The sequence below is a fragment of the Metabacillus mesotrionivorans genome (genome assembly GCF_052171315.1).
Lineage (GTDB): Bacteria > Bacillota > Bacilli > Bacillales > Bacillaceae > Bacillus_P.
The window spans coordinates 402,944-428,616 of sequence record NZ_JBQMFF010000003.1 but is presented as its reverse complement, the minus strand read 5'-3'; the positions used below and the strand labels follow the sequence as shown (position 1 = coordinate 428,616).

General features: G+C 46.2%; 30 protein-coding genes and 1 pseudogene. 26 read left to right on the top strand and 5 right to left on the bottom strand.

Annotation, left to right across the window (positions count from 1 at the left end; translation table 11 throughout):
* Positions 1–27: 27 nt before the first annotated feature.
* The 5 genes from ACTSEZ_RS12105 (at position 28) to ACTSEZ_RS12085 (ending at position 2,653) form a co-directional block, all read left to right on the top strand.
* Positions 28–240, top strand: coding sequence for a hypothetical protein (locus tag ACTSEZ_RS12105; protein WP_369734446.1), 213 nt, complete (start codon positions 28–30; stop codon positions 238–240).
* Positions 241–584: 344 nt separating this feature from the next.
* The gene (locus ACTSEZ_RS12100) at positions 585–905 is read left to right on the top strand and encodes a magnetosome magnetite crystal formation protein family (protein WP_369734445.1); all 321 of its coding nucleotides are present in this window, start codon (positions 585–587) and stop codon (positions 903–905) included.
* Positions 906–956: 51 nt separating this feature from the next.
* A complete protein-coding gene (locus ACTSEZ_RS12095) occupies positions 957–2,075 on the top strand; it encodes a DUF4097 family beta strand repeat-containing protein (protein WP_369734444.1) in 1,119 nt (372 codons plus the stop codon).
* Between the two features lie 6 nt (positions 2,076–2,081).
* Entirely contained in the window at positions 2,082–2,282 is a 201-nt protein-coding gene (locus tag ACTSEZ_RS12090) for a PspC domain-containing protein (RefSeq protein WP_369734443.1), read from the top strand.
* A 2-nt stretch (positions 2,283–2,284) separates the two neighbouring features.
* Positions 2,285–2,653: a phage holin family protein gene (locus ACTSEZ_RS12085; RefSeq protein ID WP_369734442.1), complete on the top strand. Its 369-nt coding sequence runs from the start codon at positions 2,285–2,287 to the stop codon at positions 2,651–2,653.
* A gap of 26 nt (positions 2,654–2,679) precedes the next feature.
* Here the strand turns inward: ACTSEZ_RS12085 and mscL are convergent, their stop codons facing one another.
* A complete protein-coding gene (gene mscL, locus ACTSEZ_RS12080) occupies positions 2,680–3,063 on the bottom strand; it encodes a large conductance mechanosensitive channel protein MscL (protein ID WP_369734441.1) in 384 nt (127 codons plus the stop codon).
* 113 nt (positions 3,064–3,176) lie between these two features.
* On the opposite strand from mscL, the gene ACTSEZ_RS12075 reads away from it, so the two are divergent.
* Positions 3,177–4,082, top strand: a complete 906-nt coding sequence (locus ACTSEZ_RS12075) for a metallophosphoesterase (protein ID WP_369734440.1) — start codon at positions 3,177–3,179, stop codon at positions 4,080–4,082.
* A gap of 32 nt (positions 4,083–4,114) precedes the next feature.
* On the opposite strand, the pseudogene ACTSEZ_RS12070 reads toward ACTSEZ_RS12075, so the two are convergent.
* Both ACTSEZ_RS12070 and ACTSEZ_RS12065 read right to left on the bottom strand, forming a co-directional pair.
* A pseudogene (locus tag ACTSEZ_RS12070) lies at positions 4,115–4,180 on the bottom strand (hypothetical protein); the annotation flags it as partial.
* Between the two features lie 20 nt (positions 4,181–4,200).
* Positions 4,201–4,806 carry an N-acetylmuramoyl-L-alanine amidase gene (locus tag ACTSEZ_RS12065; RefSeq protein ID WP_369734439.1) on the bottom strand — a complete coding sequence of 202 codons (606 nt, stop codon included), beginning with the start codon at positions 4,804–4,806 and terminating at the stop codon, positions 4,201–4,203.
* Positions 4,807–5,089: 283 nt separating this feature from the next.
* Here ACTSEZ_RS12065 and hprK point away from each other — a divergent pair, with 283 nt between their 5' ends.
* The 20 genes from hprK (at position 5,090) to ACTSEZ_RS11965 (ending at position 23,275) form a co-directional block, all read left to right on the top strand.
* Positions 5,090–6,025 (top strand): HPr(Ser) kinase/phosphatase, encoded by a 936-nt coding sequence (hprK, locus tag ACTSEZ_RS12060; RefSeq protein ID WP_369734438.1) that lies wholly within the window; start codon positions 5,090–5,092, stop codon positions 6,023–6,025.
* Positions 6,026–6,048: 23 nt separating this feature from the next.
* Positions 6,049–6,867 carry a prolipoprotein diacylglyceryl transferase gene (gene lgt / locus ACTSEZ_RS12055; protein ID WP_369734437.1) on the top strand — a complete coding sequence of 273 codons (819 nt, stop codon included), beginning with the start codon at positions 6,049–6,051 and terminating at the stop codon, positions 6,865–6,867.
* Positions 6,868–6,871: 4 nt separating this feature from the next.
* Positions 6,872–7,822 carry a nucleoside recognition domain-containing protein gene (locus ACTSEZ_RS12050; protein ID WP_369734436.1) on the top strand — a complete coding sequence of 317 codons (951 nt, stop codon included), beginning with the start codon at positions 6,872–6,874 and terminating at the stop codon, positions 7,820–7,822.
* Positions 7,812–8,453, top strand: a complete 642-nt coding sequence (gene ppaX / locus ACTSEZ_RS12045) for a pyrophosphatase PpaX (RefSeq protein WP_369734435.1) — start codon at positions 7,812–7,814, stop codon at positions 8,451–8,453. The genes ACTSEZ_RS12050 and ppaX overlap by 11 nt, the downstream gene beginning before the upstream one ends.
* A gap of 3 nt (positions 8,454–8,456) precedes the next feature.
* Positions 8,457–8,987: an acyltransferase gene (locus ACTSEZ_RS12040; RefSeq protein WP_369734434.1), complete on the top strand. Its 531-nt coding sequence runs from the start codon at positions 8,457–8,459 to the stop codon at positions 8,985–8,987.
* Positions 8,988–10,052: 1,065 nt separating this feature from the next.
* Entirely contained in the window at positions 10,053–11,228 is a 1,176-nt protein-coding gene (locus tag ACTSEZ_RS12035) for an ATP phosphoribosyltransferase regulatory subunit (protein WP_369734433.1), read from the top strand.
* Entirely contained in the window at positions 11,221–11,862 is a 642-nt protein-coding gene (gene hisG, locus ACTSEZ_RS12030) for an ATP phosphoribosyltransferase (protein ID WP_029284628.1), read from the top strand. Before ACTSEZ_RS12035 ends, hisG begins: the two co-directional genes overlap by 8 nt.
* Positions 11,859–13,127, top strand: a complete 1,269-nt coding sequence (gene hisD / locus ACTSEZ_RS12025; protein WP_369734432.1) for a histidinol dehydrogenase — start codon at positions 11,859–11,861, stop codon at positions 13,125–13,127. The genes hisG and hisD overlap by 4 nt, the downstream gene beginning before the upstream one ends.
* 12 nt (positions 13,128–13,139) lie before the next feature.
* Positions 13,140–13,727, top strand: coding sequence for an imidazoleglycerol-phosphate dehydratase HisB (gene hisB / locus ACTSEZ_RS12020; RefSeq protein ID WP_029284624.1), 588 nt, complete (start codon positions 13,140–13,142; stop codon positions 13,725–13,727).
* Entirely contained in the window at positions 13,728–14,363 is a 636-nt protein-coding gene (gene hisH, locus ACTSEZ_RS12015; RefSeq protein ID WP_369734430.1) for an imidazole glycerol phosphate synthase subunit HisH, read from the top strand.
* The gene (hisA, locus tag ACTSEZ_RS12010; protein ID WP_369734429.1) at positions 14,360–15,097 is read left to right on the top strand and encodes a 1-(5-phosphoribosyl)-5-[(5-phosphoribosylamino)methylideneamino]imidazole-4-carboxamide isomerase; all 738 of its coding nucleotides are present in this window, start codon (positions 14,360–14,362) and stop codon (positions 15,095–15,097) included. Before hisH ends, hisA begins: the two co-directional genes overlap by 4 nt.
* Positions 15,094–15,852 (top strand): imidazole glycerol phosphate synthase subunit HisF, encoded by a 759-nt coding sequence (gene hisF / locus ACTSEZ_RS12005; protein ID WP_369734428.1) that lies wholly within the window; start codon positions 15,094–15,096, stop codon positions 15,850–15,852. The genes hisA and hisF overlap by 4 nt, the downstream gene beginning before the upstream one ends.
* Positions 15,849–16,478, top strand: coding sequence for a bifunctional phosphoribosyl-AMP cyclohydrolase/phosphoribosyl-ATP diphosphatase HisIE (hisIE, locus tag ACTSEZ_RS12000; RefSeq protein WP_369734427.1), 630 nt, complete (start codon positions 15,849–15,851; stop codon positions 16,476–16,478). Before hisF ends, hisIE begins: the two co-directional genes overlap by 4 nt.
* A 228-nt stretch (positions 16,479–16,706) precedes the next feature.
* Positions 16,707–18,176 (top strand): tetratricopeptide repeat protein, encoded by a 1,470-nt coding sequence (locus ACTSEZ_RS11995; RefSeq protein ID WP_369734426.1) that lies wholly within the window; start codon positions 16,707–16,709, stop codon positions 18,174–18,176.
* 101 nt (positions 18,177–18,277) lie between these two features.
* The gene (gene trxB, locus ACTSEZ_RS11990; protein ID WP_369734425.1) at positions 18,278–19,228 is read left to right on the top strand and encodes a thioredoxin-disulfide reductase; all 951 of its coding nucleotides are present in this window, start codon (positions 18,278–18,280) and stop codon (positions 19,226–19,228) included.
* 347 nt (positions 19,229–19,575) lie between these two features.
* A complete protein-coding gene (locus tag ACTSEZ_RS11985; RefSeq protein WP_029284610.1) occupies positions 19,576–20,034 on the top strand; it encodes an 8-oxo-dGTP diphosphatase in 459 nt (152 codons plus the stop codon).
* Positions 20,035–20,089: 55 nt separating this feature from the next.
* Positions 20,090–20,977 carry an RNase adapter RapZ gene (rapZ, locus tag ACTSEZ_RS11980; RefSeq protein ID WP_320154711.1) on the top strand — a complete coding sequence of 296 codons (888 nt, stop codon included), beginning with the start codon at positions 20,090–20,092 and terminating at the stop codon, positions 20,975–20,977.
* Positions 20,977–21,936, top strand: coding sequence for a gluconeogenesis morphogenetic factor MgfK (mgfK, locus tag ACTSEZ_RS11975; protein WP_369734424.1), 960 nt, complete (start codon positions 20,977–20,979; stop codon positions 21,934–21,936). The genes rapZ and mgfK overlap by 1 nt, the downstream gene beginning before the upstream one ends.
* Before the next feature lie 106 nt (positions 21,937–22,042).
* On the top strand, positions 22,043–22,993 hold the full coding sequence (gene whiA, locus ACTSEZ_RS11970) for a DNA-binding protein WhiA (RefSeq protein WP_203289010.1): 951 nt from the start codon (positions 22,043–22,045) through the stop codon (positions 22,991–22,993).
* Positions 22,994–23,017: 24 nt separating this feature from the next.
* Positions 23,018–23,275 carry an HPr family phosphocarrier protein gene (locus ACTSEZ_RS11965; protein ID WP_029284602.1) on the top strand — a complete coding sequence of 86 codons (258 nt, stop codon included), beginning with the start codon at positions 23,018–23,020 and terminating at the stop codon, positions 23,273–23,275.
* Between the two features lie 418 nt (positions 23,276–23,693).
* On the opposite strand, the gene clpP is transcribed toward ACTSEZ_RS11965, so the two are convergent.
* Entirely contained in the window at positions 23,694–24,293 is a 600-nt protein-coding gene (clpP, locus tag ACTSEZ_RS11960) for an ATP-dependent Clp endopeptidase proteolytic subunit ClpP (RefSeq protein ID WP_029284600.1), read from the bottom strand.
* 186 nt (positions 24,294–24,479) lie between these two features.
* The gene (locus tag ACTSEZ_RS11955; RefSeq protein ID WP_369734423.1) at positions 24,480–25,499 is read right to left on the bottom strand and encodes an STAS domain-containing protein; all 1,020 of its coding nucleotides are present in this window, start codon (positions 25,497–25,499) and stop codon (positions 24,480–24,482) included.
* Positions 25,500–25,673 lie beyond the last annotated feature (174 nt).

Here is a 25,673-nt window from a genome sequence, read left to right as displayed (position 1 = left end):
GCCTTATAAGGCGGGGGCTGTTTTTTTATGATAGGGGATATTCTTTTTGCGCCGGGCTTTATGATACAAAAACACTTTAAGATGGAACCATCAAGCGGTGGTTTTTTGTATTTGATGGCACTTATCTCCGGGATAGAAACCATCAATCCAAAGGTTTTCCAGTTTGGTGGCACTTATCTCGGAGATAGGAACCATCAATCCAAAGATTTTCCAGTTTGGTGGCACTTATCTCCGGGATAGGAACCATCAATCCAAAGATTTTCCGTTTTGATGGCACACATCTCCGGGATAGGAACCATCAATCCAAAGATATTCCGTTTTGATGGCACTTATCTCCGGGATAGAAACCATCAATCCAAAGATATTCCGTTTTGATGGCACTTATCTCCGGGATAGAAACCATCAATCCAAAGATTTTCCAGTTTGATGGCACTCATCTCCGAGAAAGACCATCTTACCAATCAAAACACACTCAACTCACCCCTGAGATGGCCAGCAGTTTGTACTTTTCCGCCTCCAGCCCAAAAAAGAATGAAACTTATCTTGCACTCAGTCGTATACTTGATATAAGGAGCTGACGTGAAATGAACACAAATAAACTACTGTCTTCACTCTGTTATTTTAGTATCTTTTTTGCCCCGTTTTTATTTCCGATCATCGTGTATTTTATTGCGGATGAGCGTGATGTGAAGCAGCACGCTAAAAAGTCGCTGTTTTCTCATTTGGTTCCGCTGTTAACATTGATCCTGCCGTTTTTCATGATGCTGTTTGCAGGTCTTGCCGGTTCCCCTGAGGCACTGGCGGTTGGGATTATGATTTTTGCGTTCATTTTGATTGGGGTTGTCAACATTGCAGTGTTTGTCTACAACATTGTGCAGGGGATTAAAATATTGAAAACCGTATAAGCTTTGAGATGACTCAAGGCTTTGCCATTACATAAATAGGGGGAAGGAATTGTGAAGGATCAGAAGAAACGCATCTTGGAATTGGTTGAACAGGGAAAGCTGTCAGCAAGCGAAGCGTTAACACTTATTGAAGGTCTTGAATCAGAATATGCCCAAAAAGAGACGGCATCTATGGCCGATCATACTGGTTTTGGCGGGCCGTTTGTTGAAAAAGAAAAAGCTGCGCCGTCCTCTGCCCTGTCGTCAAAACTTGCCTTGTTTATTGATACAGCTGTGAAAAAAGTCAAAGAACTCGATATCGATTCCGCCGTTAAAAAGGTGAAGGAGATGGATCTTGATTTGAACTTTGGCCAATCGGTCAGTGTCCAGCATGTATATCACTACGAAAATGCGGATATCCGCGATTTGGACATTCAGATTTTAAACGGAAGTGTCACGCTGCAGTCATGGCCGCAGCAGGATGTACGGGCAGAATGTGATATCAAGGTTTACAGAGCTGAAAACGCCGAACAGGCGAAGGAGATATTTATCCAAAATACGAACTGCAGCCTTGATGATGGCGCATTCCGTTTTTATACAGAAAAGAAAACCGTTAAAGTCAGCATGACTCTTTATTTACCGGAACAGCAATATGAGCTTGTAAAAATTAAACTGTTTAGCGGTCCAATACGCGGGGAAAATTTAAAGATAAAGGATTTTCGCACAAAAACAGCCAACGGCCTCATCTCCGTTTATTCATTTAAGGGAGAAAAGCTTGAAGCCGAAACGGCCAACGGCCAGATCAGACTTGCCGGAATTGAAGCTGCTCATACAGAAGCAGAAACGATCCACGGCATGATTCAATTTGAAGGGGAATCTGAAAGACTTGATGTCCAGAGCTTTAATGGCAACATGGTGCTGAAGCTTGAAGAGCAAACATGCCGCACGCTTTATGCCAAAACTGCAACTGGGAACGTGGAAGTTCTTGTTCCCGTACAGACAGCCATTAACGGCGAACTGAAATCAAATCTTGGATCCGTTTCTGCTGATCTGCCGGATCTTGAAGTGCTCTATGAAAAGAATGACTCCATGCAGAAAGAACTGCGTGTTAAATCAGCTGCACAGGAAGGTCCGGTTATGAATCTGATTGCAGATTCAAAAACAGGTTCCATTACGCTGAAAGAGAGGTAATCCACTATGAAGAAGAAATTGTACAGATCGCAATCGAAGAAAATGATCAGCGGTGTGCTTGGAGGACTTTCTGATTATGTCGGCATTGACGCCACCCTATTACGGATTATTTTTATCATCCTGCTGCTGACAACAGCGTTCTTCCCGTTTGGTCTTCTTTATATAGCGATGGTTTTCCTTGTGCCGAATGAAGGAGATGTCAGATAGCCATGATTAGATGGGCAGTCAGTATCCTGGTCAATGCATTAATATTAATTGTTGTATCGGGGTATTTTGAATCTTTTCATATTAGCGGTGTGGGCGCTGCGATCATAGCAAGTTTGCTCATTTCCGTCTTAAACGTTTTAGTGAAGCCCTTTTTGATCCTGCTTACACTTCCTGTTACGGTTCTTACTCTTGGTCTTTTCCTGTTTGTCATCAATGCCATTACACTGATGATTGCGCAGGGGATTATGGGAGACTCGTTTAACATTGACGGTTTTGGCACCGCTGTGCTTGCTTCGATTGTCATTTCCCTGCTTCACCTGCTGATTCAAAAAGGGGTTGTTGAACCCCTGAAGGAAAGCAAGAAGAAATAGAAAAGGCGGACATTTGTCCGCCTTTTTTAATGCTCTCTTTCCTGCTGAGTTTTGAGAAGGTCACGAATTTCTGTCAGAAGTTTTTCCTCATTTGTAAGAGTGGGGACAGGCTTTTGCTCGTCCTTTGTCTTGAATCGTTCAAAAAAGCGGACAAATAAGAACACAGAAAACGCAATGATGAAGAAATCGATAATGGTTTGCATGAAGGCACCGTATTTAACAATTGCTTTTCCGAAGGAGTAATCCAGTCCCGAAAAGTTTACTCCTCCAATAAGAATCCCGATCAGCGGCATTACGATGTCATTGACAAGAGATGTGACAATTTTGCCGAAAGCTGTACCGATGATGACCCCGACTGCAAGGTCAATGACGTTGCCTTTTATGGCAAACTTTTTAAAATCCTTTAGCATAGATCTGTCTCCTTCTCCTGTTTTTCCATCTCTAGTATAGACCAATGAGGGCAAATGTAAATCCGCAAACATAAGGAGAACGCTTGTGGGCACTCTATAAATGGGTGAATGTCATGAAAAAAATCTGTTTTGCCGTTATGCTTCTGTTCAGTTCTCTATCAACCGGGCCGGCGTATGCAGCCATTTCTTTTGAAGAAGGAGATGATACGGTTGTTTGGCTCACGGATACACAGTATTATGCAAAAACCTACCCTGAAATTATGATCAAGCAAATTCAATGGATTATTGAGAACAGGGATCAATACAATATTAAGTATGTATTTCATACAGGCGATCTTGTGAATGAACCGAATGATGAGGTGCAGTGGGAACGGACAGATCAGATCATGAAAATGCTGGATATGACCCGTATTCCCTATGGTGTTCTTCCGGGGAACCATGACCTCGTTCACGGGGATGATCCGTACCGGGTGTTTACAGACAATTTTGGCTATCACCGGTTTATCAGGCAGCCATTTTACGGGGGCTCATTTGAGAATAACCGGGGCCACTACGATCTGCTGACGATACAGAATCAGCCCTATATCATGATTTATATGGGCTTTGAATTAAACCGCGGAGCGATTAAATGGCTGAACAAAGTGCTCAGGGAATACCGCGGCCACAAAGCGATCCTTGCCTTTCATGATTATTTGAACTTCAAAAGTGAACGGAGTCCCGCAGGGGAGGAACTCTACCAGAAAGTGGTTTTAAAGAACAAAAATGTCCAGCTTGTTTTATCAGGACATTATTACGGCACAGGATTCCTTGAAACACGGTTATCGCCTGATCAGAGGGTCTTTCAGATGCTTGCCAATTATCAGGCGGAAAAGCACGGCGGCAACGGATTTATGAGACTGCTTTTTTTTAAGCCGGATCAAAAACAGATCCAGGTTGATACGTATTCTCCTTATTTGAATAAATTCCGGTCCAAAAAGAAGCTTCCAAAAGAGCGCTTTTTACTTGAATTAAAAGAGTAGAGACAGCCTGTGGGCTGTCTCTCTCAGTTTGGCTATTCAGCAAGCACGATGACGCTGTACCCCTTGCTTCTAAGTTCATCTGCCAGAGCATCTGCGTTCGCTTTATCTGCAAAAGCCCCTACCTGAACTTTATAAAGCTTGCCGGTTGCGGGAGGAGGAGCGGCGCTTTTTTCTTCAACTTGTAAAAGGCGGCAAGAGCTTCTGTGATGGCATCTGCACAGAGTTTCCGGTATGCGGCTGACTTCAGAGCCTGAGCTTCCTCCTGATTGGTCATAAAGCCGCATTCAATCAGAATGGCTGTCATCTTTGTTTCGCGCAGAACCTGGAAGTTTGCCGCTTTTACTCCGCGGTCTGTCCGCTTCGTTTTTTCAATCAGCTCTTTCTGAACGGCGTTTGCAAGGGCAAGTGCCTGCTGCGGCCTTGAATCATGTACATATGTCTCGATTCCTTTTACGTCATTCCATGCGGTTCCGCTTCCGAATGCATTCGCATGGATTGAAACGAATGCATCACAAAGTTCCGTATTGGCTTTGTCGGTTCTTTCCTGCAGCGGGACATCACGCGCGTCTGAGTGTGTAAACAGCACCGTGACATTTTCGTAGCCTGCAAGGAGCGTTCTCATTTCATTTGCCACAGCACGGTTGAATTCGTACTCTCTCATCCCGTCTACTGTCCGTTTTCCGGGAGTAGTGTAGCCGTGTCCGGCATCAATGGCTATTTTCACGTGCAGTCCTCCTAGTAAAATTCTTTTCTCTAGTAATATATGGCGTTCGGTATGCTAGAGTAGCGGTGTTTGTCCCGCCCTTTTATAAAAATTTGGAGGCCGGGGAATCCCGGTTTCCGTTTAAAAGGCAAAAGTGCTAAAATAAGAAGGGATTTTAATTGTCCTTCTGAATTAGAAAAAAAGGCATGAATACAAGAGTCGTGACCTGGTTTCCATTCCGGTCAGGCAATAGTTTGTGCCCATGAAATACTCTCTTACTTTTTAGAACGAGGAGGAACAAATCATGGCGAAAGTTCGCACGAAAGATTTAATTGAAAAGTTCCATTTAGAGCTCATCAGCGGTGAAGAAGGTGTTAACCGGCCGATTACGACGAGTGACCTGTCCCGCCCGGGTTTGGAAATGGCAGGATTTTTTACATACTATCCGAAAGAGCGCGTCCAAATACTCGGAAAAACAGAATTGACGTTTTTTCAGAAGCTGACGGACGAGGAAAAAATGAAGCGCATGGATCAGCTCTGCACGGACTCTACTCCGGCTATTATTGTCTCACGCGAGATGGAGATTCCGAAAGAATTGACAGATGCATCTGAAGAAAAATCGGTGCCTGTTCTCCGTTCCCCGCTAAAGACAACACGCCTATCAAGTCATCTGACGAATTTTCTTGAAGGGAAGCTTGCGCCGACAACGGCTGTGCACGGTGTTTTAGTTGACGTGTACGGAGTTGGTGTCCTGATTGTCGGAAAAAGCGGCGTGGGAAAAAGTGAAACCGCTCTTGAACTTGTTAAGCGCGGCCACCGCCTAGTCGCAGATGACTGTGTAGAAATACGCCAGGAGGATCAGGATACGCTGATTGGGAATGCACCTGACTTGATTGAGCATCTGCTTGAGATCCGCGGTCTTGGCATCATTAACGTCATGACGCTTTTCGGAGCAGGCGCAGTCCGCAGCTATAAACGGATTACCCTCATCATCGATCTTGAAATCTGGGATCCGAAAAAGCAGTACGACCGACTTGGTCTTGATGAAGAAAAAATGAAAATTATTGATACAGATGTTCCGAAGCTGACAGTTCCTGTCCGTCCCGGAAGAAACCTCGCCGTTATCATTGAAGTGGCTGCGATGAACTTCAGACTGAAGCGCATGGGACTGAATGCCGCCGAACAGTTTACAAATAAATTAACGGATGTCATAACGGATACAGAACACGATGACGCATAATCATCTATAGGGGGAAAGAAAGCATGGAGGAGAATTTTACGCCGATAGATCCGGTGTTTCTGGAGCTTGGACCGATTCAGGTGCACTGGTACGGACTGATCATAGGAGTGGGTGCGCTGCTCGGTTTGTGGCTTGCGGTGCGCGAGAGCGAGAGAAGAGGGCTTCATAAGGATACATTTGTTGATCTTGTCTTATTTGCGATTCCGATTGCGATTATCTGCGCGCGGATCTACTACGTGATTTTTCAATGGGACTATTACTCTCAGAATCCGGGAGATATCGTGAAGATCTGGAACGGCGGACTTGCGATTCACGGCGGTCTGATCGGCGCATTTGTGACGGGCTTTGTGTTTGCCAAAGTGAAAAAAATCTCTTTCTGGAAGCTTGCCGATATTGGCGCGCCGAGCATCATTTTAGGTCAGGCAATCGGCAGGTGGGGCAACTTCATTAACCAGGAAGCTCACGGAGGAGAGGTTACCCGCCAGTTCCTTGAAGGGCTGTATTTGCCGGAGTTCATTATTAATCAAATGTATATTGAGGGGACTTACTATCACCCGACGTTCCTGTATGAATCACTGTGGAACTTTGCCGGATTCGCCGTTTTGATGCTTCTCCGAAAAGCGAATCTGCGCCGCGGCGAGCTGTTTCTCACCTATATCATCTGGTATTCAGTCGGACGCTATTTTATCGAAGGCATGCGGACGGACAGCCTGATGCTGACGGAGTCGCTCCGCATCGCCCAGGTCATTTCACTCGGCCTGATTGCTGCTGCGATCGCTGTTTTGATTTTCAGAAGAGTCAAAGGCTATTCAAAGGAACGCTATTTAGAATCAGCTGAATAAGGGGATGTTTCTGATTACTAGCTTAAAAAAGGGATTTCAGGCAGGGCTTCAGACAACTTGGACGCTTGGAAAGGTAATTTTCCCCGTTACGCTGATCGTCAGCCTGCTTCAGCACACACCCGTTCTTCCCTGGCTGATTAAGCTGATCCAGCCGGTCATGGGAATTTTCGGGCTTTCAGGGGAAGCGGCCATTCCGCTTGTGCTTGGCAATATGCTGAATCTGTATGCGGGAATTGCTGCGATTTTAACGCTTGATTTATCGGTGAAAGAAGTATTTATCTTAGCTGTCATGCTTTCTTTTTCACATAATTTGATTATTGAATCCACCGTGGCTGCTAAAGTCGGCATCAAGATCTGGGTGATTCTGCTTGTCAGAATCAGTCTTGCTGTCAGCTCGGCGATTATGATCAATCTCCTGTGGAAAGGCGGAGCAGAGACGGCTCAGTACGGGTTTATTCCGAAGCAGGCGGCTGCTCCGGAAGGCTATCTGGAGATTGGGCTCAGCGCCGTTCAAAAAGCAGGCCTCGGTATCGTGCAGCTTGCGCTGATCGTCATTCCTCTGATGATCATTATTCAGTATTTGAAGGACAAAGGTTTCCTGGCGGCCTTTTCAAGATGGATGGCGCCTGTCACAAGAATGCTCGGCATGAAGGAAAATACGTCTATGACGATGGTTGCGGGTTTAACGATCGGTCTCGCGTATGGTGCCGGAGTCATGATCAAAGCGGTGGAAGAGGACGGGGTCAGCTACAGAGACCTGACGCTTGCTTTTATTTTTCTGGTGTCCTGCCATGCGGTTGTTGAGGATACGCTGATTTTCGTACCTCTCGGCATTCCTGTGCTTCCGCTGTTGATTATCAGGATTGTGACGGCCGTTCTTTTGACAATGGCAGTCGGGGCGATCTGGGACAGATTTGAACATACAAGCAGAAAGGAAGCAACTTATGAAAATTAACACCGTATTGTTTGATCTGGACGGAACATTGATCAACACAAATGACTTAATTATTGAATCATTCCTGCATACGTTAAATCTTTACTATCCAAATCAATACGGGAGGGAGGATGTGCTTCCGTTTCTTGGCCCGACTCTTCATGAGACGTTCGTGAAAATGGATCCGATGCGCGTAGATGAAATGATCAGCACCTACCGCACATTTAACCATGATCAGCACGACCGGCTTGTCACACAGTTTGAAACGGTGTACGAAACGGTTCAGGCTCTGCATGAAAAAGGCTTCAAGCTTGGCATCGTGACAACAAAAATCCGGAACACCGTGAACATGGGGCTTGAGCTGACCGGACTCGGCAAGTTCTTTGAAACGGTCGTAACACTTGATGATGTAAAAAATGCGAAGCCTCATCCTGAACCCATCCTGCTTGCTCTCGAAAAGCTGAATGCTTCCCCCGAAGAGGCGATAATGGTCGGCGACAATTACCATGATATTGATGCGGGAAAAGCAGCTGGGACCAAGACAGCAGGTGTAGCATGGACCATCAAGGGAGCAGCGTATTTGGAAGGCTTTCAGCCGGACTACATGCTTAACAAGATGAGCGATCTGTTAAGCGTGCTTGGAGAGGAATAACTCTTGAGAAGAACGACTAGGTATCCTGTTAAAGGCCCGAATTCACTCTGGCACGTTTATAATACCGTACCTTTCTGGAAGGTTGTCCGCAATTTCACCGTCATCCAGCTTGCGCGGTACACGCCGTTTTTATCCATGAAAAACTGGATGTACCGCAGGCTCCTCGGCATGAAGGTCGGCGAGCAGACATCCTTTGCGCTGATGGTGATGCTTGATGTGATGTTTCCGGAAAAAATTAAAGTCGGAAGAAATACGGTCATCGGCTACAATACCACACTGCTTGCCCATGAATACTTAATCCGCGAGTACAGGCTTGGGGACATCGTGATAGGCGACGAAGTCATGATCGGCGCAAACTCCACCGTTCTCCCCGGAGTAGAAATCGGCGACGGCGCAATCGTATCTGCCGGCACCCTTGTCCACAAGGACGTACCCGCCGGAGCATTCGCCGGAGGCAACCCGATGAGAATCATCTACACAAAAGAAGAAATGGCAGAACGGAATGAAAAAGATCCGCTATATGAAAAACAATGACACTGGCTGCGGCCGGTGTTTTTTTATTAGTTCCTTTTATAATTTGCAGAGTTAGTTTATTCAAACGAAATTCCAGTGAGAGGAAACCAGTGTTAAGGGCACAAAAGCAGTTGGATCGTTCCCTTCAGGGAGATGAAACCAGTGCGAAGGGCACGAAAGCAGTTGGATCGTTCCCTTCAGGGAGCGGAAAACAGTGTAAAGGGCACGAAAGCAGTTGGATCGTTCCCTTTAGGGAGCGGAAAACAGTGTAAAGGGCACGAAAGCAGTAGGATTGTTCCCTTCAGGGAGCGGAAACCAGTGCAAAGGGCACGAAAGCAGTTGGATTGTTCCCTTCACCGAGCGGAAACCAGTGCGAAGGGAACAAAAGCAGTAGGATTGTTCCTTTCAGCGAGATGAAACCAGTGCGAAGGGCACGAAAGCAGTTGGATCGTTCCCTTCAGGGAGCGGAAAACAGTGTAAAGGGCACAAATGCAGTAGGATTGTTCCCTTCAGGGAGCGGAATCCAGTGTGAAGGGCACAAAAGCAGTAGGATTGTTTCTTTCAGCGAGATGAAACCAGTGCGAAGGGCACGAAAGCAGTAGGATTGTTTCTTTCAGCGAGATGAAACCAGTGCGAAGGGAACAAAAACAGTTGGATTGTTCCCTTCAGGGAGCGAAAACCAGTGTGAAGGGCACAAAAGCAGTTGGATTGTTCCTTTCAGGGAGCGGAGACAAGTGCGGTGCGAAGCTGATTTTCTGGAGCGAAAGGGAACGGGTACGTTTTGAAATCTACAATCAGCACACAAACAACCTACAAGAAAAAAGACAAAAAAAGGACCGGCCTGCAACATCCAGGCCGGTTTTCTATGATCATTGGGGGAAATATTACTTTCTATATACCCGGATTTCAGCCAGTTAAACCTAATCAAACGTTTGTTTAAAAATTTTTTTAAAAAGGAAATCAAACAAACAGAAAGAATAAGAAAGAAACATTATGACTTGCGAACCCAGCTTTATTTTGGTAGCATGTTACTATATTAGCGAACTAAAGGATTCGGAACTTTTCGTGAAAGAGGTGCAGCAGAGAATGTTTATGTTTGAAAAACCGCTTGGCATGAGGGATACACTGCCATCGCTCTATCATACAAAAAAACAGGTCAAGGAACGGATGACCGATGCAATTGGAAAATGGGGATTTCAGTTTATTGAAACGCCTACACTTGAATTTTACGATACTGTCGGTGTTCAATCCGCCATTTCAGAAAGCAAGCTATTTAAACTTCTCGATCAGCAGGGACATACGCTGGTCCTCCGGCCTGATATGACCGCGCCGATTGCACGTGTGGCAGCATCCCGTTTTTATCAGGATGATTACCCGCTGCGACTGGCGTATGATGCGAACGTCTTCCGCGCACAGCAGCGCGAGGGAGGGCGTCCGGCAGAGTTTGAGCAAATCGGAACGGAACTCATTGGAGATGCAACGACAAGCGGTGATGCGGAAGTAATTGCCCTTATGATTGCCGTTCTGAAAGAGGCCGGTCTGCGTGATTTCAAGGTTGCCATCGGCCACATCGGCTTTGCAGATGCTCTTTTCAAGGAAATTCTCGGGAATCAGGAGCGGGCAGATGTACTTCGCCGTTTTCTTTACGAAAAGAACTACGTGGGGTACAGAGAACATGTGAAAGGATTGCCTCTGTCTTCCATTGATAAAGGAAGATTGCTTCAGCTCCTTCAGCTTAGAGGCGGCGAGGATAAACTCGCACTTGCGTCTGAGCTTGCTTCAAGCAAAGAAGCAAAAGAAGCGGCAGCGGAGCTTGAAAAACTGTGGCTGCATCTGAAGGATTTTGGAGCAGCGGAATCTGTGAAACTTGACTTGAATATTGTCAGCCATATGAGCTATTACACAGGCATTCTGTTTGAAGTATACTCAGGAAACATCGGATTTCCTGTCGGCAGCGGAGGTCGGTACAACAAGCTTCTTGAACGCTTTAACACTCCGGCTCCGGCAACAGGATTCGGTATCAGGCTCGACAGGCTCATTGAATCGCTTGGAGAAGAAGACAAACATCCTGACATTCACTGTATCCTTTACAGCGGGGAGAGAAGAGCAGAAGCCATTACACAGGCTGCTCAACTCCGCGGACAGGGAAAACGGGTGACGATGCAGGATATTACGGGTGTCAATGATGTTGACTCCTATACGAAGCAGTTTACGGACGTGAGTTATTTTATCGGATCAAGAAAGGGAGAGCAGGATGAGTAACATGCTGACGATTGCCATGCCGAAAGGAAGAATTTTTGACGAAGCGGCTGACCTGCTCAGAAAAGCAGGGTACAAGCTGCCGCCTGAATTTGATGAATCGCGTAAACTCATTCTTGAGGTGCCGGCCGAAAAGATGAGATTTATCCTCGCTAAGCCGATGGATGTTGCCACATATGTTGAGCACGGGGTTGCGGATATCGGGATTGCCGGTAAAGACGTGATGCTTGAGGAAGAGCGGGATGTGTACGAAGTGCTTGATCTGAAAATCAGCGAATGCTACCTGGCTGTAGCTGGTCTGCCGGGGGGCAGCGGCACAGGTGCAGTGGCTCCTAAAGTGGCCACGAAGTATCCGGGAGTAGCTTCCTCCTATTTCAGGGAGCAGGGAGAGCAGGTTGAAATTATTAAGCTTAACGGATCCATTGAGCTTGCACCTTTGATCGGGCTTGCTGACAGGATTGTCGATATTGTTTCAACAGGACGCACGCTGAAGGAAAACGGTCTTGTGGAGTTTGAGAAAATTTGCAGCATTACCTCGCGGCTGATTGTAAACCCTGTAAGCTACAGAATGAAGGATGAACAGATTGACGAGCTTGTCAGCCGTCTTTCAGCTGTTGTAGAGGGGGAGGCGCTATGAGAATTGAGCGACTTTCAGGCGCGTCCGCATCATTAAAACGATCCATTGATTCAGGGACAGAAACTCAGCGTGATGCGGTGAAATCAATTATTGAAGAGGTGAAGCAAAAGGGAGATACAGCCCTGTTTGCTTTTACGGAAAAATTTGACGGCGTGTCACTGTCTGATTTAAAGGTAACGGAAGCTGAAACTCAGGCTGCCTATCAGGAAATAGATCAGGAAACGGCGGACATTATCCGCGAAGCGGCTGCAAATATCCGGTCATTTCACGAAAAGCAAAAGCGCGAGTCGTGGATGACGTATAAAGAGGACGGGACGATGCTCGGGCAGAAAATCACGCCACTTGACGCGGCGGGTGTTTATGTACCGGGCGGAACGGCTGCCTATCCTTCCTCTGTTCTGATGAACGTCATTCCGGCTCAGGCAGCAGGTGTGAAACGGATCGTGCTTGTATCTCCGCCGAATAAAGAAGGCACATTGCCTGCAGGCGTCCTCGTCGCCGCAAAAGAGCTTGGCGTGGAGGAGATCTATAAGGCCGGCGGAGCGCAGGCGGTTGCAGCCCTTGCATACGGCACGGAAACCATCAGACCGGTTGATAAAATAACGGGGCCCGGAAACATTTATGTGGCTCTGGCAAAAAGAGAAGTATTTGGAGATGTCGCGATCGATATGATAGCAGGTCCAAGCGAAATCGTCGTTCTTGCTGATAAAACTGCTGTTCCGGGAGAAGTGGCGGCAGATCTTTTATCACAGGCAGAACACGATGCCCTTGCATCAAGTGTGCTTGTCACAGATTCAATGGAGCTTGCCGAGGCCGTTTCTTCAGAAGTGCAAAAGCAGCTCCAGACGCTGCCGCGCAGAGATATCGCGTCTGCATCGATTGAAAATTACGGGTATATCTACGTCGCGGATTCACTTGAAGAAGCAGTTGCGGCTGTCAACGAACTGGCGCCTGAGCATCTTGAGATTCTGACAGAGAATCCGATGGAGCTGGTTGGCAGTATTCGTCATGCGGGAGCCATTTTCCTTGGAAGGTACAGCTCTGAGCCCGTCGGCGATTATTTTGCAGGCCCGAATCATGTTCTGCCTACTAACGGTACGGCACGGTTCTCAAGTCCGCTTTCTGTCGATGATTTTATCAAGAAAACGAGCATCATTTCATATAGTGAAAAAGCTTTTGCGCAGTCAGCAGAAAAGATTGCGGCCTTTGCCCGTCTTGAAGGTCTTGAAGCACATGCACGCGCCATTGAGGAGCGCTTAAAATAGGAGGATGTCAAAATGGAACGAACAGCAAGTCTGCAAAGAACGACGAATGAAACCGATATTTCCCTTTCTCTTGCCATAGATGGAGAAGGAATCTCAGAACTCAATACAGGCGTGCCGTTTATGACGCACATGCTGGACCTTTTTACAAAACACGGCCAGTTTAATTTGACCGTTGCAGCTAACGGCGACACGGAAATTGACGGCCACCACACAACAGAAGACATCGGCATCTGTCTTGGACAGGCCTTCAGAGAAGCTCTTGGAGACAAAAGAGGCATTAAACGCTACGGTCAGGCGATGGTTCCGATGGATGAAGCACTCGCCCAGGTTGTGGTGGACCTCAGCAACCGTCCTCACTTCGAGCTGAAGGGAGAGTTCCCGAGTCCGACAGTCGGCAATTTTGATACAGAGCTTGTTCATGAATTCCTATGGAAGTTTGCTCTTGAAGCACGCATCAACCTTCACGTCATTGTTCATTACGGGCGCAACACCCACCACATGATTGAAGCTGTGTTTAAGGCACTGGGAAGAGCGCTTGATGAAGCATCAACGATTGATCCGCGGATCAAAGGAGTGCCGTCGACGAAGGGAATGTTGTAAATGATCGGGATTATAGATTATGGCATGGGGAACCTCTACAGCGTCAGCAAGGCGCTTGAACGCCTGAATGTTTCCTATTTCATTTCTGACAGCCCTGAAGAGCTTGACCGGGCGTCCGGTCTTATTCTTCCGGGAGTAGGGTCATTTAAAGACGCAATGGCCATTTTAAACGAAACAGGATTGGCGGCGTACATACAGAAGGCTGCACGTGCAGAAAAACCGCTGCTCGGCATTTGCCTTGGCATGCAGCTGCTGTTTGATTCGAGCGAGGAAAACGGCCTCACAGAGGGACTTTCCCTTTTGAAGGGGACCGTCGTTCATTTTCCGGAAGATGTCATGAAAAGAGAACAGCTGAAGGTTCCTCACATGGGCTGGAACAGGCTTCGCCTGAACAGAGAGAGTGAACTGCTGGATGGGATTGAGGAAGGGTACTCCTATTTTGTCCACTCCTATTACGTAAAAGCAGAAGCTGATGCAACAGTGATCGCAGCCGCAGATTACGGTGTGGAAGTACCTGCAGTGGTTGGCGAAGGAAATGTCTACGGAACACAGTTCCATCCTGAAAAGAGCAGTCATACTGGAATCGGAATCTTAAGGAACTTTGTTAAAATTGTTGAAGAGAAGGTGAAACCATGAGTGAATTTATCATCTATCCCGCCATTGATATGAGGGGCGGCAAATGTGTCCGTCTCATACAGGGAGATTACGCAAAGGAAACCGTGTATGGCGATTCTCCTTTTGAAATGGCGAAAGTATTTGCTGAAAAAGGAGCCGAGTGGATTCACATGGTGGACCTTGACGGTGCAAAAGCAGGCAGACGTGTGAATGACAATCATGTGATTGAAGTTGCACGAAAGCTTGATGTGAAGGTGCAGATAGGCGGAGGGATCCGCTCTGAGGAAGATGTGGACTATTACCTTGCAAATGGCGTTTCCCGCGTCATTCTTGGCAGTTCTGCCATCTCAAATCCTGAATTTGTGAAAAAAATGCTCTCCAAGTACGGAGAGAAAATTGCAATTGGCATTGATGCGAAAGACGGTTTTGTTTCAACGGAAGGCTGGGTGGAAACCTCGACTGTTAAAGCGACTGAACTTGGAATGGAGCTTGCTGCAGCCGGTGCTGAAACCTTCATTTTCACAGATATCGCAACAGACGGCATGCTTTCCGGACCGAATGTAGATGCTGTGTGTGAAATGGCAAAAGCGACAGGCAAAGAAGTAATCGCATCAGGAGGAGTCAGTTCGCTGAATGACCTCGTCATTTTAGCTGCCTTTGCGGCAAACGGAGTTGCCGGAGCTATCGTCGGAAAAGCGCTCTATACAAACCAGTTTGATCTGGCGGAAGCGCTGGAAGAGGTGGAGCGGGCATGATCACAAAACGTATTATCCCGTGCCTTGATGTCAAAGACGGCAGGGTCGTAAAGGGCATCCAGTTTTTAGGGCTTCGTGACGCGGGAGATCCTGTTGAACTGGCGAAGTTTTACGACAAAGAGGGGGCAGACGAGCTTGTGTTCCTCGATATTTCTGCATCCCATGAAGGCAGAAAAACAATGGCAGACGTTGTGGAGAGTGTAGCCGCTCAGCTTGCGATTCCCTTTACGGTTGGCGGAGGCATCAACTCCCTTGAGGATATGAAACGAATTCTTCGTGCAGGAGCTGATAAGGTGTCTGTCAATACTTCGGCGGTTCTGCGTCCGGAGCTTATTACAGAAGGCGCCCGCTTTTTTGGCTCCCAGTGCATTGTCGTTGCAATCGATGCAAGGTTTGATGCGGAATCGGGAACTTATTTGGTGTACACACATGGGGGAAGAGAGAAAACAGACTGGGAAGTAACCGAATGGGCAAGAGAAGCAGTGAAGCGCGGAGCCGGGGAAATTCTGCTGACGAGCATGAACAGCGACGGAGAAAAGAGCGGGTTTGACCTGAAGCTGAACCGGATGGTAAGCGACGCTGTAACGGTTCCCGTGATTGCGTCCGGGGGTGCCGGCAATGCGGATCACTTTGCTGATGCATTTAAAGAGGGAAAAGCGGATGCCGCACTGGCGGCTTCTATTTTTCACTATAAAGAAACGTCCGTAAAAGAAGTAAAAGACTACTTAAAAACGCAGGGAGTGTTAGTCAGATGAACCTGGAATCCGTAAAATTCGATCAAAATGGCTTAGTCCCTGCCATCGTACAGGATGCAGCAAGCAAAGAAGTTCTTACGCTTGCTTATATGAATAAGGAATCGCTTCAAAAAACAATCGAGACGAAGCAGACTTGGTTTTACAGCCGTTCAAGACAGGAGCTCTGGAACAAAGGGGCAACTTCAGGTAACACCCAGGAGGTTGAGGGGCTGAAGTATGACTGTGATCAGGATGCCCTTCTTGTATTAGTGAAGCCTGCAGGTCCTGCATGTCATACCGGCGCCTATTCCTGTTTTTCCGAAACGCTGTTCGGCAAGGCGCAGGAATCAGGTCCCGACCGCTTTAACATCCTGAGCACTCTTGAAAAGCTGATTGCAGAGCGCGAAGCTGAAATGCCTGAGGGCTCCTATACAACCTACCTTTTCACAGAGGGAGTAGACAAAATCCTCAAAAAAGTCGGCGAGGAAGCATCTGAGGTCATCATTGCTGCCAAAAACCGCGACGCGGAGGAACTGAAATGGGAAGCAGCCGATCTGCTGTTTCATCTCATGGTGCTCCTCAGAGAACAGAAGCTGCCTCTCGATGAAGTTTTAAGTGTATTGAAAGAGCGTCATGCATCAAAGTAAAGCCCTTCATTTTGGGGCTTTTTTTGTTGTGTGTGACAGGTTAAGTTCCCTGCAATCCTGCGGAAAAAGGTACAAGCGGATTATCCTGTTCTGCTTGTAAATTGTTTGCCCCGCTGTTCTTTTGACCATGATAGAACAAGAGATTTTAATTTTTGCCGCCTGCTATTGTTGTACTTCCCCAGTGTGGTATACTAACCTACGGCAGAAGTAAAGAAATGGAGGATTTCAGTGGGTAAACAATCAACCAACAGTGAACAGAAAGCGCAGATTGTCCCTTTCTTCCAAGACGGACAGTACTTTTACCGTAAGGGCATGAAAGCCTATCGGGAGCGAGACCTATTAAGAGCGGGCAAGTGGATTGAGCGTGCCATAAAGCTTGAGCCTGATCATATCGTAATGCTCAGCCAGCTTGCAGCCATCTATACCGAACTTGGAAAATATCAGCAATCAAACGAGCTTTTAACATATATTCTAAAAAACCTTGATAGCGGGTTATCAGAGTGCCATTACTTTATGGCCAATAATTACGCGCATCTGGGTCTTTTTCATGAAGCCTATAAATGTGCGACAGAATACCAGTCTAAGGAGCCGGACGGCGAATTTATCGAAGAAACGGAGGATCTTCTGGAGCTTTTGACAATTGAAAGCGCGGATGAGGAAGATCTGTTTTCTGACTCTGACGAACTGATCGTGAAGCAGGATGCAGCAAAATCCCTTCTTGAGAACGGAAAGCTTGAAGAAGCGATTGTGCTTCTGAAGGAAATTACCGCAGACTTTCCTGAGTTCTGGTCTGCCTACAATAACTTATCCCTGGCCTATTTTTACATGGGAGATGTCGAGCGGGCGAAAGAACACCTTGATATGGTGCTGGATAAAAACCCCGGCAACCTTCATGCATTGTGCAACTTAATGGTGTTTTATTATTATGAACGCCAGGATGACAAAGTGGAAGAACTCGCACAGCGCATGGGGAGAATCCACCCGATTCTGTTTGAACACAGATATAAGCTTGGTGCGACATTTGCTCTTGTCGGACAGTACGAGCTTGCTTATAAATGGCTGAAGGCAATCTACAGACAGGGATTTGACGGTGATGAAACGTTTTACTACTGGCTTTCTTATTCCGCTTATTTTACTGGAAGAGAACAGTTTGCAAGAAGCTGCTTTGACCGCGTTCTTGAGATGAATCCCGAAAAAGAGGGATCAGAGCCGTGGGCTAAAGAGACAGTGTCAGTGGAGCGGCCGATGACCATGCCGATTGAAGAGCGTCTGCTGGCAATTTTTTTAGCAGCTGAAACGAATCAGCTCGATCAAATTCAGGTTTTTAAAACATCAAAAATTCCCCAGTCTGCATTCGAAAGAGAGTTTATGGATCTCGCAATTGCGCATGTTAATGGGGAGATCAAAAAAAGCGTGTCGGAGAAATCCAGATTCACCTACCAGGCAGCACAGGTTCTCTTTAAAAACAACGAGGGTCTGAATGAAGGACTTTACTTGTTTTTCTTTAAGACGGCTCTGAAAGCAAAACGTGAAGAGCTGCCTTTAAGCAACCATCTTGCATGGGCAGGAGCACTTGAGTATGTTTGGAAGAAGGAAAACGGCTATAAAGTGACACAGACGGAAACGGCTAAGCAATACTCCATATCCGGCAAAACCCTGTCCAAATATTCAGCTTACATCCGGAACCTCTGGTCGTGAGCAAATAAATGGCATGAAATCCTTATCTTTTATAGGATAGAAGTATGGGAGAAGCGTCCCGTATACGAATTATTTGTGCGAATCCAAGGAGTGATTGAACGATGTCTGAAGAAAAAATCTATGATGTCATTATTGCCGGTGCTGGACCTGCCGGAATGACAGCAGCTGTATATACGTCAAGGGCAAATCTTTCAACATTGATGATTGAGCGCGGCGTGCCGGGCGGCCAGATGGCCAATACGGAAGATGTTGAAAACTATCCGGGTTTTGACCATATTCTCGGACCGGACCTATCAACAAAGATGTTTGATCATGCGAAGAAATTCGGTGCCGAATATGCTTACGGAGACATTAAAGAAATCATCGACGGCGAAGAATACAAAACCGTTGTTGCCGGAAGCAAGCAGTACAAAACGCGTGCCGTCATTATCTCAACAGGTGCCGAATACAAAAAAATCGGCGTTCCGGGCGAAAAAGAGCTTGGCGGACGCGGCGTTTCCTACTGTGCAGTATGCGACGGCGCATTCTTCAAAAACAAAGAGCTGATCGTTATCGGCGGAGGTGACTCTGCGGTTGAGGAAGGGGTGTACTTGACACGCTTCGCATCTAAAGTAACAATCGTCCACAGACGTGATGAGCTCCGCGCGCAGAAGATTCTGCAGCAGCGCGCGTTTGATAACGAAAAGGTTGATTTTATCTGGAACCACACGGTGAAAGAAATTAACGAAAAAGACGGCAAGGTAGGAAGTGCCACTCTTGTGAATACGGAAACCGGCGAAGAAACAGACATGAAAACAGACGGCGTATTCATCTACATCGGCATGCTGCCGCTTTCTAAACCGTTCCAGTCAATCGGCATTACAAACGAAGAGGGCTATATTGAAACAAACGACCGCATGGAAACGAAGGTGCCGGGTATTTTTGCAGCAGGCGATATCCGTGAGAAATCCCTTCGCCAAATTGTTACAGCAACAGGCGACGGTTCTATTGCCGCACAGAGTGTACAGCATTACGTAGAAGAACTGATGGAAAAAATTAAAGCGGCAAACTAATAAAACGTTAAAGCTTTAAACAAGTTCATAAAAACGTAACTCTGTTTTAACTCTCCTGTAACACCACTGAAATAATAATGGGGTACTATATAAATAGTAATTGACCCCCTTTTATAAATATTTTTTGAGTACGGGCGCCCTTTCCCGTACTCCTTTTTTTTGTCCAAAAAACTGAAACATTCCTTCGTACATGCCGTATATATACATAAGTGCTGTTTCCAGCAGAAAACAAGAAAATAAAATCGTGCCGCAAGCCCCCGTTCATTGTGAGGCTGTGCGCAAAATAGTATAATAAAAAGGAAGAAAAACAATGACGGCCTGCCGATTAAATCCAGAGGTGAAGAGTTTTGCAAAGAGTGACGAATTGCGTATTAGTACAGGACGATAAAATTCTTCTCCTGCAAAAACCGAGAAGAGGATGGTGGGTGGCACCCGGCGGAAAGATGGAGCAGGGTGAATCAATTAAGGACACTGTCATACGGGAATATCGCGAAGAAACAGGCATATATTTAAAAAACCCAAAAATCAAAGGCATCTTTACCTTTATTATTAAAGAAGGAAATGAAATTGTTTCCGAATGGATGATGTTTACGTTTTTCGCTACTGAATTTACAGGCGAAAATGTGGACCAGTCCGAAGAAGGAAAGCTGAAGTGGCATTCGCTTGAAGAAGTCGCAGAGCTTCCAATGGCTCCGGGAGATCATCATATTCTTGAATTCATGATGAAGGGGGCAGGCTTGATCTACGGCACATTCACATATACACCTGATTTTGAGCTGCTTGCCTACCGCCTGGATCCGCAGTAGTCTGCTCAGACATACCAATATACACGTAACGAGAATGTGAGAGGAGGCAATCAAAATGAGTACAGGCAGTGTTCAGGACATCAAGATGGTCATTATTACAGGCATGTCCGGAGCTGGAAAAACCGTAGCGATTCAGAGCTTTGAAGATCTGGGCTATTTCTGCGTGGATAACCTTCCTCCGACGCTCCTGCCTAAATTCCTTGAACTGATGAAAGAATCGGGATCAAAGATGAACAAGGTTGCCCTTGTAATGGACCTTAGGGGAAGAGAGTTTTTCGAAAGCCTGTTTCAGGCGCTTGATGATATAGCTGAGACAACCTGGATCAGCCCGCAGATCCTGTTCCTAGATGCAAAGGATGCAACTCTTGTGACACGCTACAAGGAGACACGGAGATCCCATCCGCTTGCAACGACAGGTCTGCCGCTTGAAGGCATCAAAAATGAGCGGGAGCTGCTTGAGGAGCTGAAAGGCCGTGCACAGCTTATTTTTGATACATCAGAACTGAAGCCGCGCGAACTCAGAGAAAAAATTCTGAAGCAGTTTGCGGAAGATGCCGAGCATACCTTCTCGGTCAATGTGCTATCATTTGGTTTTAAATACGGGGTTCCGATTGATGCGGATCTGGTTTTTGATGTCAGATTCCTCCCGAATCCTCACTATATTGACCATATGAGGCCAAAAACAGGACTTGAAGAGGAAGTGTCCTCTTATGTCCTTAAATGGACGGAAACGCAGAAGTTCCTTGAAAAAGTGCTCGATCTGCTGACGTTCATGCTGCCTTACTACAAGCGGGAAGGCAAGAGCCAGCTTGTTATTGCGATCGGGTGCACAGGCGGACAGCACCGTTCGGTCACATTGGCGGAACACATTGCGAAGCATTACAAAAACGATTACCAGACGCACGTATCACACCGTGATATTGAGCGCAGAAGCCGTCATTAATGACAGCTCCTTCTAAACGGCCAAACGTTGTCATAATCGGCGGAGGAACCGGTTTATCTGTTCTTCTGCGGGGCTTAAAGGTATACCCTGTGGATATTACTGCGATTGTGACTGTAGCAGATGACGGCGGAAGCTCTGGCCGGCTCCGCGATGAACTGAGTATTCCGCCGCCAGGTGACATACGCAATGTGTTAGCTGCGCTCTCAGATGTGGAGCCCCTTGTTGAAAATTTGTTTCAGCACCGCTTCAATAAAGGCAACAGCCTGACTGGGCACTCTCTTGGGAACCTGATTCTTGCCGCCATGACGAACATCACGGGAGATTTTTTCCACGCGGTCACCGAGATGAGCAAGGTGCTGAATGTCCGGGGAAAAGTCCTTCCGGCTGCGAACAAGAGCGTTGTGCTCCATGCAGAGATGGAAGATGGAACTATCGTCTCGGGAGAATCAAAAATTCCTTACTCAGGGAAAAAAATCAAACGGGTCTTTCTTTCACCCGAAACGATTGAGCCCCTCGACGAAGCAATTGACGTCATCCGGAAGGCAGACCTCATTCTCATAGGACCGGGAAGTCTATATACAAGTATCCTGCCGAATTTGCTCGTGCCAAAAATCGGTGATGAGGTATGCAAGGCAAAAGCCAAAAAAGTGTACATCTGCAATGTGATGACACAGGCGGGTGAAACCCTTGATTACACAGCATCTGATCATGTAAGAGCACTCAATGACCATATGAAATGCAAGTTCATCGATACAATATTAGTGAATGATGAAGTGATTCCTGATATGATGAAAGCATTATATGCAGAAGAACTGGCAAAACCGGTAAACTATGATCTCGAGGCACTCCGTGAACTGGGGCTTGAAATTGTCCACGATAAGATTGTCTCCTATGAAAATAACGTCATCCGGCATGACACCGTAAAGGTAGCAAAGCTCCTGTATGAGATGATTACTTGATAAGACCCAGGCTTTCCGCGGAGCCTTTCCTGACAATCCGCGGAAAACGGCAATAAAATAAAGAGTGCAAACGAATGCATTCATACTGATTGGAGGGTGCAGAACGATGTCTTTTGCTTCTGAAACAAAAAAAGAACTGACTAACATAGAACTTAAACCATGTTGTTTAAAAGCAGAACTGTCTGCACTCATCCGGATGAATGGCTCTCTTTCTTTTTCGAATCGAAAATTGATTCTAGATATTCAGACTGAAAATGCAGCAATAGCCAGAAGAATATATACTCTCTTAAAAAAGCAGTATGACGTTTCTGTTGAACTGCTTGTCCGGAAAAAAATGCGTTTGAAAAAGAATAATGTCTATATCGTTCGGCTGATAGAGAAAGCCCGTGAAATTTTAGAGGATTTAAGCATCCTTGGGGAGAATTTCACCTTTATTAGAAGCATTTCAGAAGATCTCGTTAAAAAGAAGTGCTGCAGAAGATCGTATATCAGAGGGGCGTTCCTTGCTGGAGGTTCAGTGAATAATCCTGAGACATCCTCGTATCATCTGGAAATTTTCTCTCTGTACAAAGAGCATAATGATGCACTGTGCGAGCTGATGAATGTTTTTAACCTGAACAGCAAAACACTTGAGCGGAAAAAGGGGTATATCACCTATCTCAAGGAAGCGGAAAAAATCTCTGAGTTTTTGAGTATTATCGGAGGCCATCAGGCGCTGCTGCGCTTTGAAGATGTACGCATCGTGAGGGATATGAGAAACTCCGTAAACAGGCTCGTCAATTGTGAAACCGCTAACTTAAATAAAACAATTGGTGCTGCGATCCGCCAGGTTGAAAATATTAAATACATTGATGAAAAAATGGGTCTTGAAGCTCTGCCTGATAAATTAAGCGAAATTGCAAGGCTGCGGGTAGAGTATCAGGATGTCACGCTGAAAGAGCTCGGAGAAATGGTTTCGAGCGGAAAAATCAGCAAATCAGGCATAAACCACCGCCTGAGAAAATTGGACGAAATTGCAGAACAGCTTAGAAACGGCCAGCCGGTAACAATCAAATAAAAGGGGAAAGCAGAGGGGATTCACATGGCTCAAAAACAGGTCGAAGTTCGTTTGAAAACAGGCTTACAAGCACGTCCCGCAGCATTATTTGTACAAGAGGCCAACAGGTACGCATCAGATATCTTCCTTGAGAAGGATGGAAAAAAGGTGAATGCAAAAAGCATTATGGGGCTCATGAGCCTTGCCATCAGCTCAGGATCAACCGTAACACTGATTGCAGAAGGCCACGACGAAAACGAAGCACTTGAAGTTTTAACAGAATACGTAAAGCAGGAAGCTTAAAAACGGCCTTTGGGCCGTTTTTTTTATGGCGCAAGTTTACCGGCAGGTGACTGTAATGGTCCGGTGCAGCAAAGCAACTGCCAAATGGTCAAGATCTTGCTAGAAAAAGAGGTATTTGGCGTTCGCATGGGGAGTTGGCTGTAAATCGGGGGAAGCTGGTCGTTACGCAGTCAAAGTTGGTTGTAAAATAGTCGAAGTTGGTCGTATTGCATTGATTGTTGGATGTAACGCACTAATCTCTCTTAATTGGAATTGTTCAGAACCATGAGATAGCTGCCCGACCAGGTACAGAGCCGAAAATCAACGGCCAAATGGTCAAGATCTTGCTAGAAAAAGAGGCAGTTTGCACCTGTATGGGGAGTTGGCTGTAAAATCCAAATAAAAAAAGAACGGCACGATGCCGTTCTTTTTGCGCTTCTTATTTTTTGTCTGCTAACGTATTGCGGTCCATGACTTTGTCAATCAGGCCGTACTCAAGTGCACGCTCTGCTGTCATGAAGTTGTCGCGGTCTGTGTCGCGCGCGATGACTTCAATCGGCTGGCCTGTGCGGTCTGCAAGAATTTGATTAAGCTTGTCGCGAAGGAAAAGGATGCGTTTTGCAGCAATCTCAATTTCCGTAGCCTGGCCTTGCGCTCCTCCAAGAGGCTGATGGATCATGACTTCAGAGTTTGGAAGGGCATAACGCTTGCCTTTGGCGCCTGCTGCAAGAAGGAATGCTCCCATTGAAGCTGCCATACCGATGCAGATTGTTGATACTTGCGGCTTGATGAACTGCATTGTATCGTAAATGGCCATACCGGCAGTGATGGATCCGCCAGGGCTGTTGATGTAGATAGAAATGTCTTTTTCTGGATCTTCTGCTTCTAAGAATAATAGCTGAGAAACGATTGAGTTTGCAACGTTATCATCAATTCCGCTTCCAAGCATGATGATGCGGTCTTTTAAAAGACGTGAGTAAATATCATATGCACGTTCACCGCGGTTTGTCTGTTCAATAACTGTAGGAATTAAATTCATCGTATTTCCTCCTTTAAAGTAAAGGTAAATTTATGTACTCTCATCATACAACTAAGGTCAATAAAGGTCAAACGAAACGCTGCCGCCTGAGCATCTTTAAGGCACCTCTTATGTATATGTCAGAGCTAGTAACTGTAACCATGTTACCCAATTTTTCTTTTTTTCAAACGATTGGAGAAGAAGGAGCTATTTTTTTGAGATATGCAGTCCTTCCTGTGCCAGGGCGTAGTGAATGCCGTGTTTAAGCGTAGAGAGGCATGGAATGTTCTGCATCTGATACCGCGAGCTGACGATTTTCATGCTGAGTTCGGGTGAAATGCCCACTAGAATGCATGAAGTTCCAAGAAGCGCAGAAGCCTGAACAAGCTTTTGAAGCAAGTCGATTGTAAACTCGTCCACTTGTGAAATAGCTGTCAGATCGAGAATAAGAAACCTCGCTTTATACTCGGGCAGGTTAGAGAGTGTTTTGGTTAAAAGCTCCTCAGCTCTCGCTTCGTCGTATCTTCCGATCATCGCAAGGACGATGATGTTGTCAAGAACTGGGATGATTGGAGAAGAAATTTCCTTTACCAAATCAACAAGATCGGCTGTCCGCTTAGCAACACTTTGTTCCAGTGCAAGCATGTCAGCCCTTTCCTGCTCCTGAATCAGTGAGCGGATATTTCGCTGGGGAGTGATTCCGGAAGGCGAAAATTCAAATTCTGAATACGGATCTCCGCTTGTCTGGCTTTTCACCACCCTGTACCAGACGGTTTTCCCGAACAGTCCGCTTAGGACGCCGGCCCAGTGACCGGCCAGGAACGAACCCTCCACTGTCTTGCCCTGAGCTTTGTTAACCTTATACTCCCAGCCATTTTCGATCCTCACTACAGCTCTGCAGTCGTCATAGGACAGAACATCGATTGCGGTTTTACCCCAACCGGCTGTAACATATGTATTCGGCAGGCTCTTTAAGATATCCTCTGTTTTTCCGATGGATCGCTTGTAAAAGTCGCTGACAATTTCTCCTGTACGGTACCCTGCAGTTTCAAGTACAACTCTTGCTGCTTGTTCCCCGGAAATTTCTTCAATTGAATCAAGAAATGTTTTAAATGCCGTATTAATCCAGAATAATACGACTTCATCTCCTTCAAATTGGTAAGCTGCCTGTGATAAATCCCAATCAAAGGAAGAACCGTTTACATTTATTGAATAGCGGTCTGTCATTATGTTTTATCTCCTTTATTCTGCTGTTGCTGTTATAAACCCTTTACCCGTTCTGCCGCTGTTGTAAAGCCTGTATTTCTAATCATACAATAGAATCTGCCCGCCTGTATATTTTGGAAGTGCATAAAATATAGCGCTTTCTGGACACAAAGAAAAATAACGCTTGAAACAGGC

Excerpts from the sequence above, each read along its gene's own strand:
- ACTSEZ_RS12105 (WP_369734446.1), top strand. The coding sequence starts at position 28 with ATGATAGGGGATATTCTTTTTGCGCCGGGCTTTATGATACAAAAACAC.
- ACTSEZ_RS12100 (WP_369734445.1), top strand. The coding sequence starts at position 585 with ATGAACACAAATAAACTACTGTCTTCACTCTGTTATTTTAGTATCTTT.
- ACTSEZ_RS12090 (WP_369734443.1), top strand. The coding sequence starts at position 2,082 with ATGAAGAAGAAATTGTACAGATCGCAATCGAAGAAAATGATCAGCGGT.
- ACTSEZ_RS12085 (WP_369734442.1), top strand. The coding sequence starts at position 2,285 with ATGATTAGATGGGCAGTCAGTATCCTGGTCAATGCATTAATATTAATT.
- mscL (WP_369734441.1), bottom strand. The coding sequence starts at position 3,063 with ATGCTAAAGGATTTTAAAAAGTTTGCCATAAAAGGCAACGTCATTGAC.
- ACTSEZ_RS12075 (WP_369734440.1), top strand. The coding sequence starts at position 3,177 with ATGAAAAAAATCTGTTTTGCCGTTATGCTTCTGTTCAGTTCTCTATCA.
- hprK (WP_369734438.1), top strand. The coding sequence starts at position 5,090 with ATGGCGAAAGTTCGCACGAAAGATTTAATTGAAAAGTTCCATTTAGAG.
- lgt (WP_369734437.1), top strand. The coding sequence starts at position 6,049 with ATGGAGGAGAATTTTACGCCGATAGATCCGGTGTTTCTGGAGCTTGGA.
- ACTSEZ_RS12050 (WP_369734436.1), top strand. The coding sequence starts at position 6,872 with ATGTTTCTGATTACTAGCTTAAAAAAGGGATTTCAGGCAGGGCTTCAG.
- ppaX (WP_369734435.1), top strand. The coding sequence starts at position 7,812 with ATGAAAATTAACACCGTATTGTTTGATCTGGACGGAACATTGATCAAC.
- ACTSEZ_RS12035 (WP_369734433.1), top strand. The coding sequence starts at position 10,053 with ATGTTTATGTTTGAAAAACCGCTTGGCATGAGGGATACACTGCCATCG.
- hisG (WP_029284628.1), top strand. The coding sequence starts at position 11,221 with ATGAGTAACATGCTGACGATTGCCATGCCGAAAGGAAGAATTTTTGAC.
- hisD (WP_369734432.1), top strand. The coding sequence starts at position 11,859 with ATGAGAATTGAGCGACTTTCAGGCGCGTCCGCATCATTAAAACGATCC.
- hisB (WP_029284624.1), top strand. The coding sequence starts at position 13,140 with ATGGAACGAACAGCAAGTCTGCAAAGAACGACGAATGAAACCGATATT.
- hisH (WP_369734430.1), top strand. The coding sequence starts at position 13,728 with ATGATCGGGATTATAGATTATGGCATGGGGAACCTCTACAGCGTCAGC.
- hisA (WP_369734429.1), top strand. The coding sequence starts at position 14,360 with ATGAGTGAATTTATCATCTATCCCGCCATTGATATGAGGGGCGGCAAA.
- hisF (WP_369734428.1), top strand. The coding sequence starts at position 15,094 with ATGATCACAAAACGTATTATCCCGTGCCTTGATGTCAAAGACGGCAGG.
- hisIE (WP_369734427.1), top strand. The coding sequence starts at position 15,849 with ATGAACCTGGAATCCGTAAAATTCGATCAAAATGGCTTAGTCCCTGCC.
- trxB (WP_369734425.1), top strand. The coding sequence starts at position 18,278 with ATGTCTGAAGAAAAAATCTATGATGTCATTATTGCCGGTGCTGGACCT.
- rapZ (WP_320154711.1), top strand. The coding sequence starts at position 20,090 with ATGAGTACAGGCAGTGTTCAGGACATCAAGATGGTCATTATTACAGGC.
- mgfK (WP_369734424.1), top strand. The coding sequence starts at position 20,977 with ATGACAGCTCCTTCTAAACGGCCAAACGTTGTCATAATCGGCGGAGGA.
- whiA (WP_203289010.1), top strand. The coding sequence starts at position 22,043 with ATGTCTTTTGCTTCTGAAACAAAAAAAGAACTGACTAACATAGAACTT.
- ACTSEZ_RS11965 (WP_029284602.1), top strand. The coding sequence starts at position 23,018 with ATGGCTCAAAAACAGGTCGAAGTTCGTTTGAAAACAGGCTTACAAGCA.
- clpP (WP_029284600.1), bottom strand. The coding sequence starts at position 24,293 with ATGAATTTAATTCCTACAGTTATTGAACAGACAAACCGCGGTGAACGT.
- ACTSEZ_RS11955 (WP_369734423.1), bottom strand. The coding sequence starts at position 25,499 with ATGACAGACCGCTATTCAATAAATGTAAACGGTTCTTCCTTTGATTGG.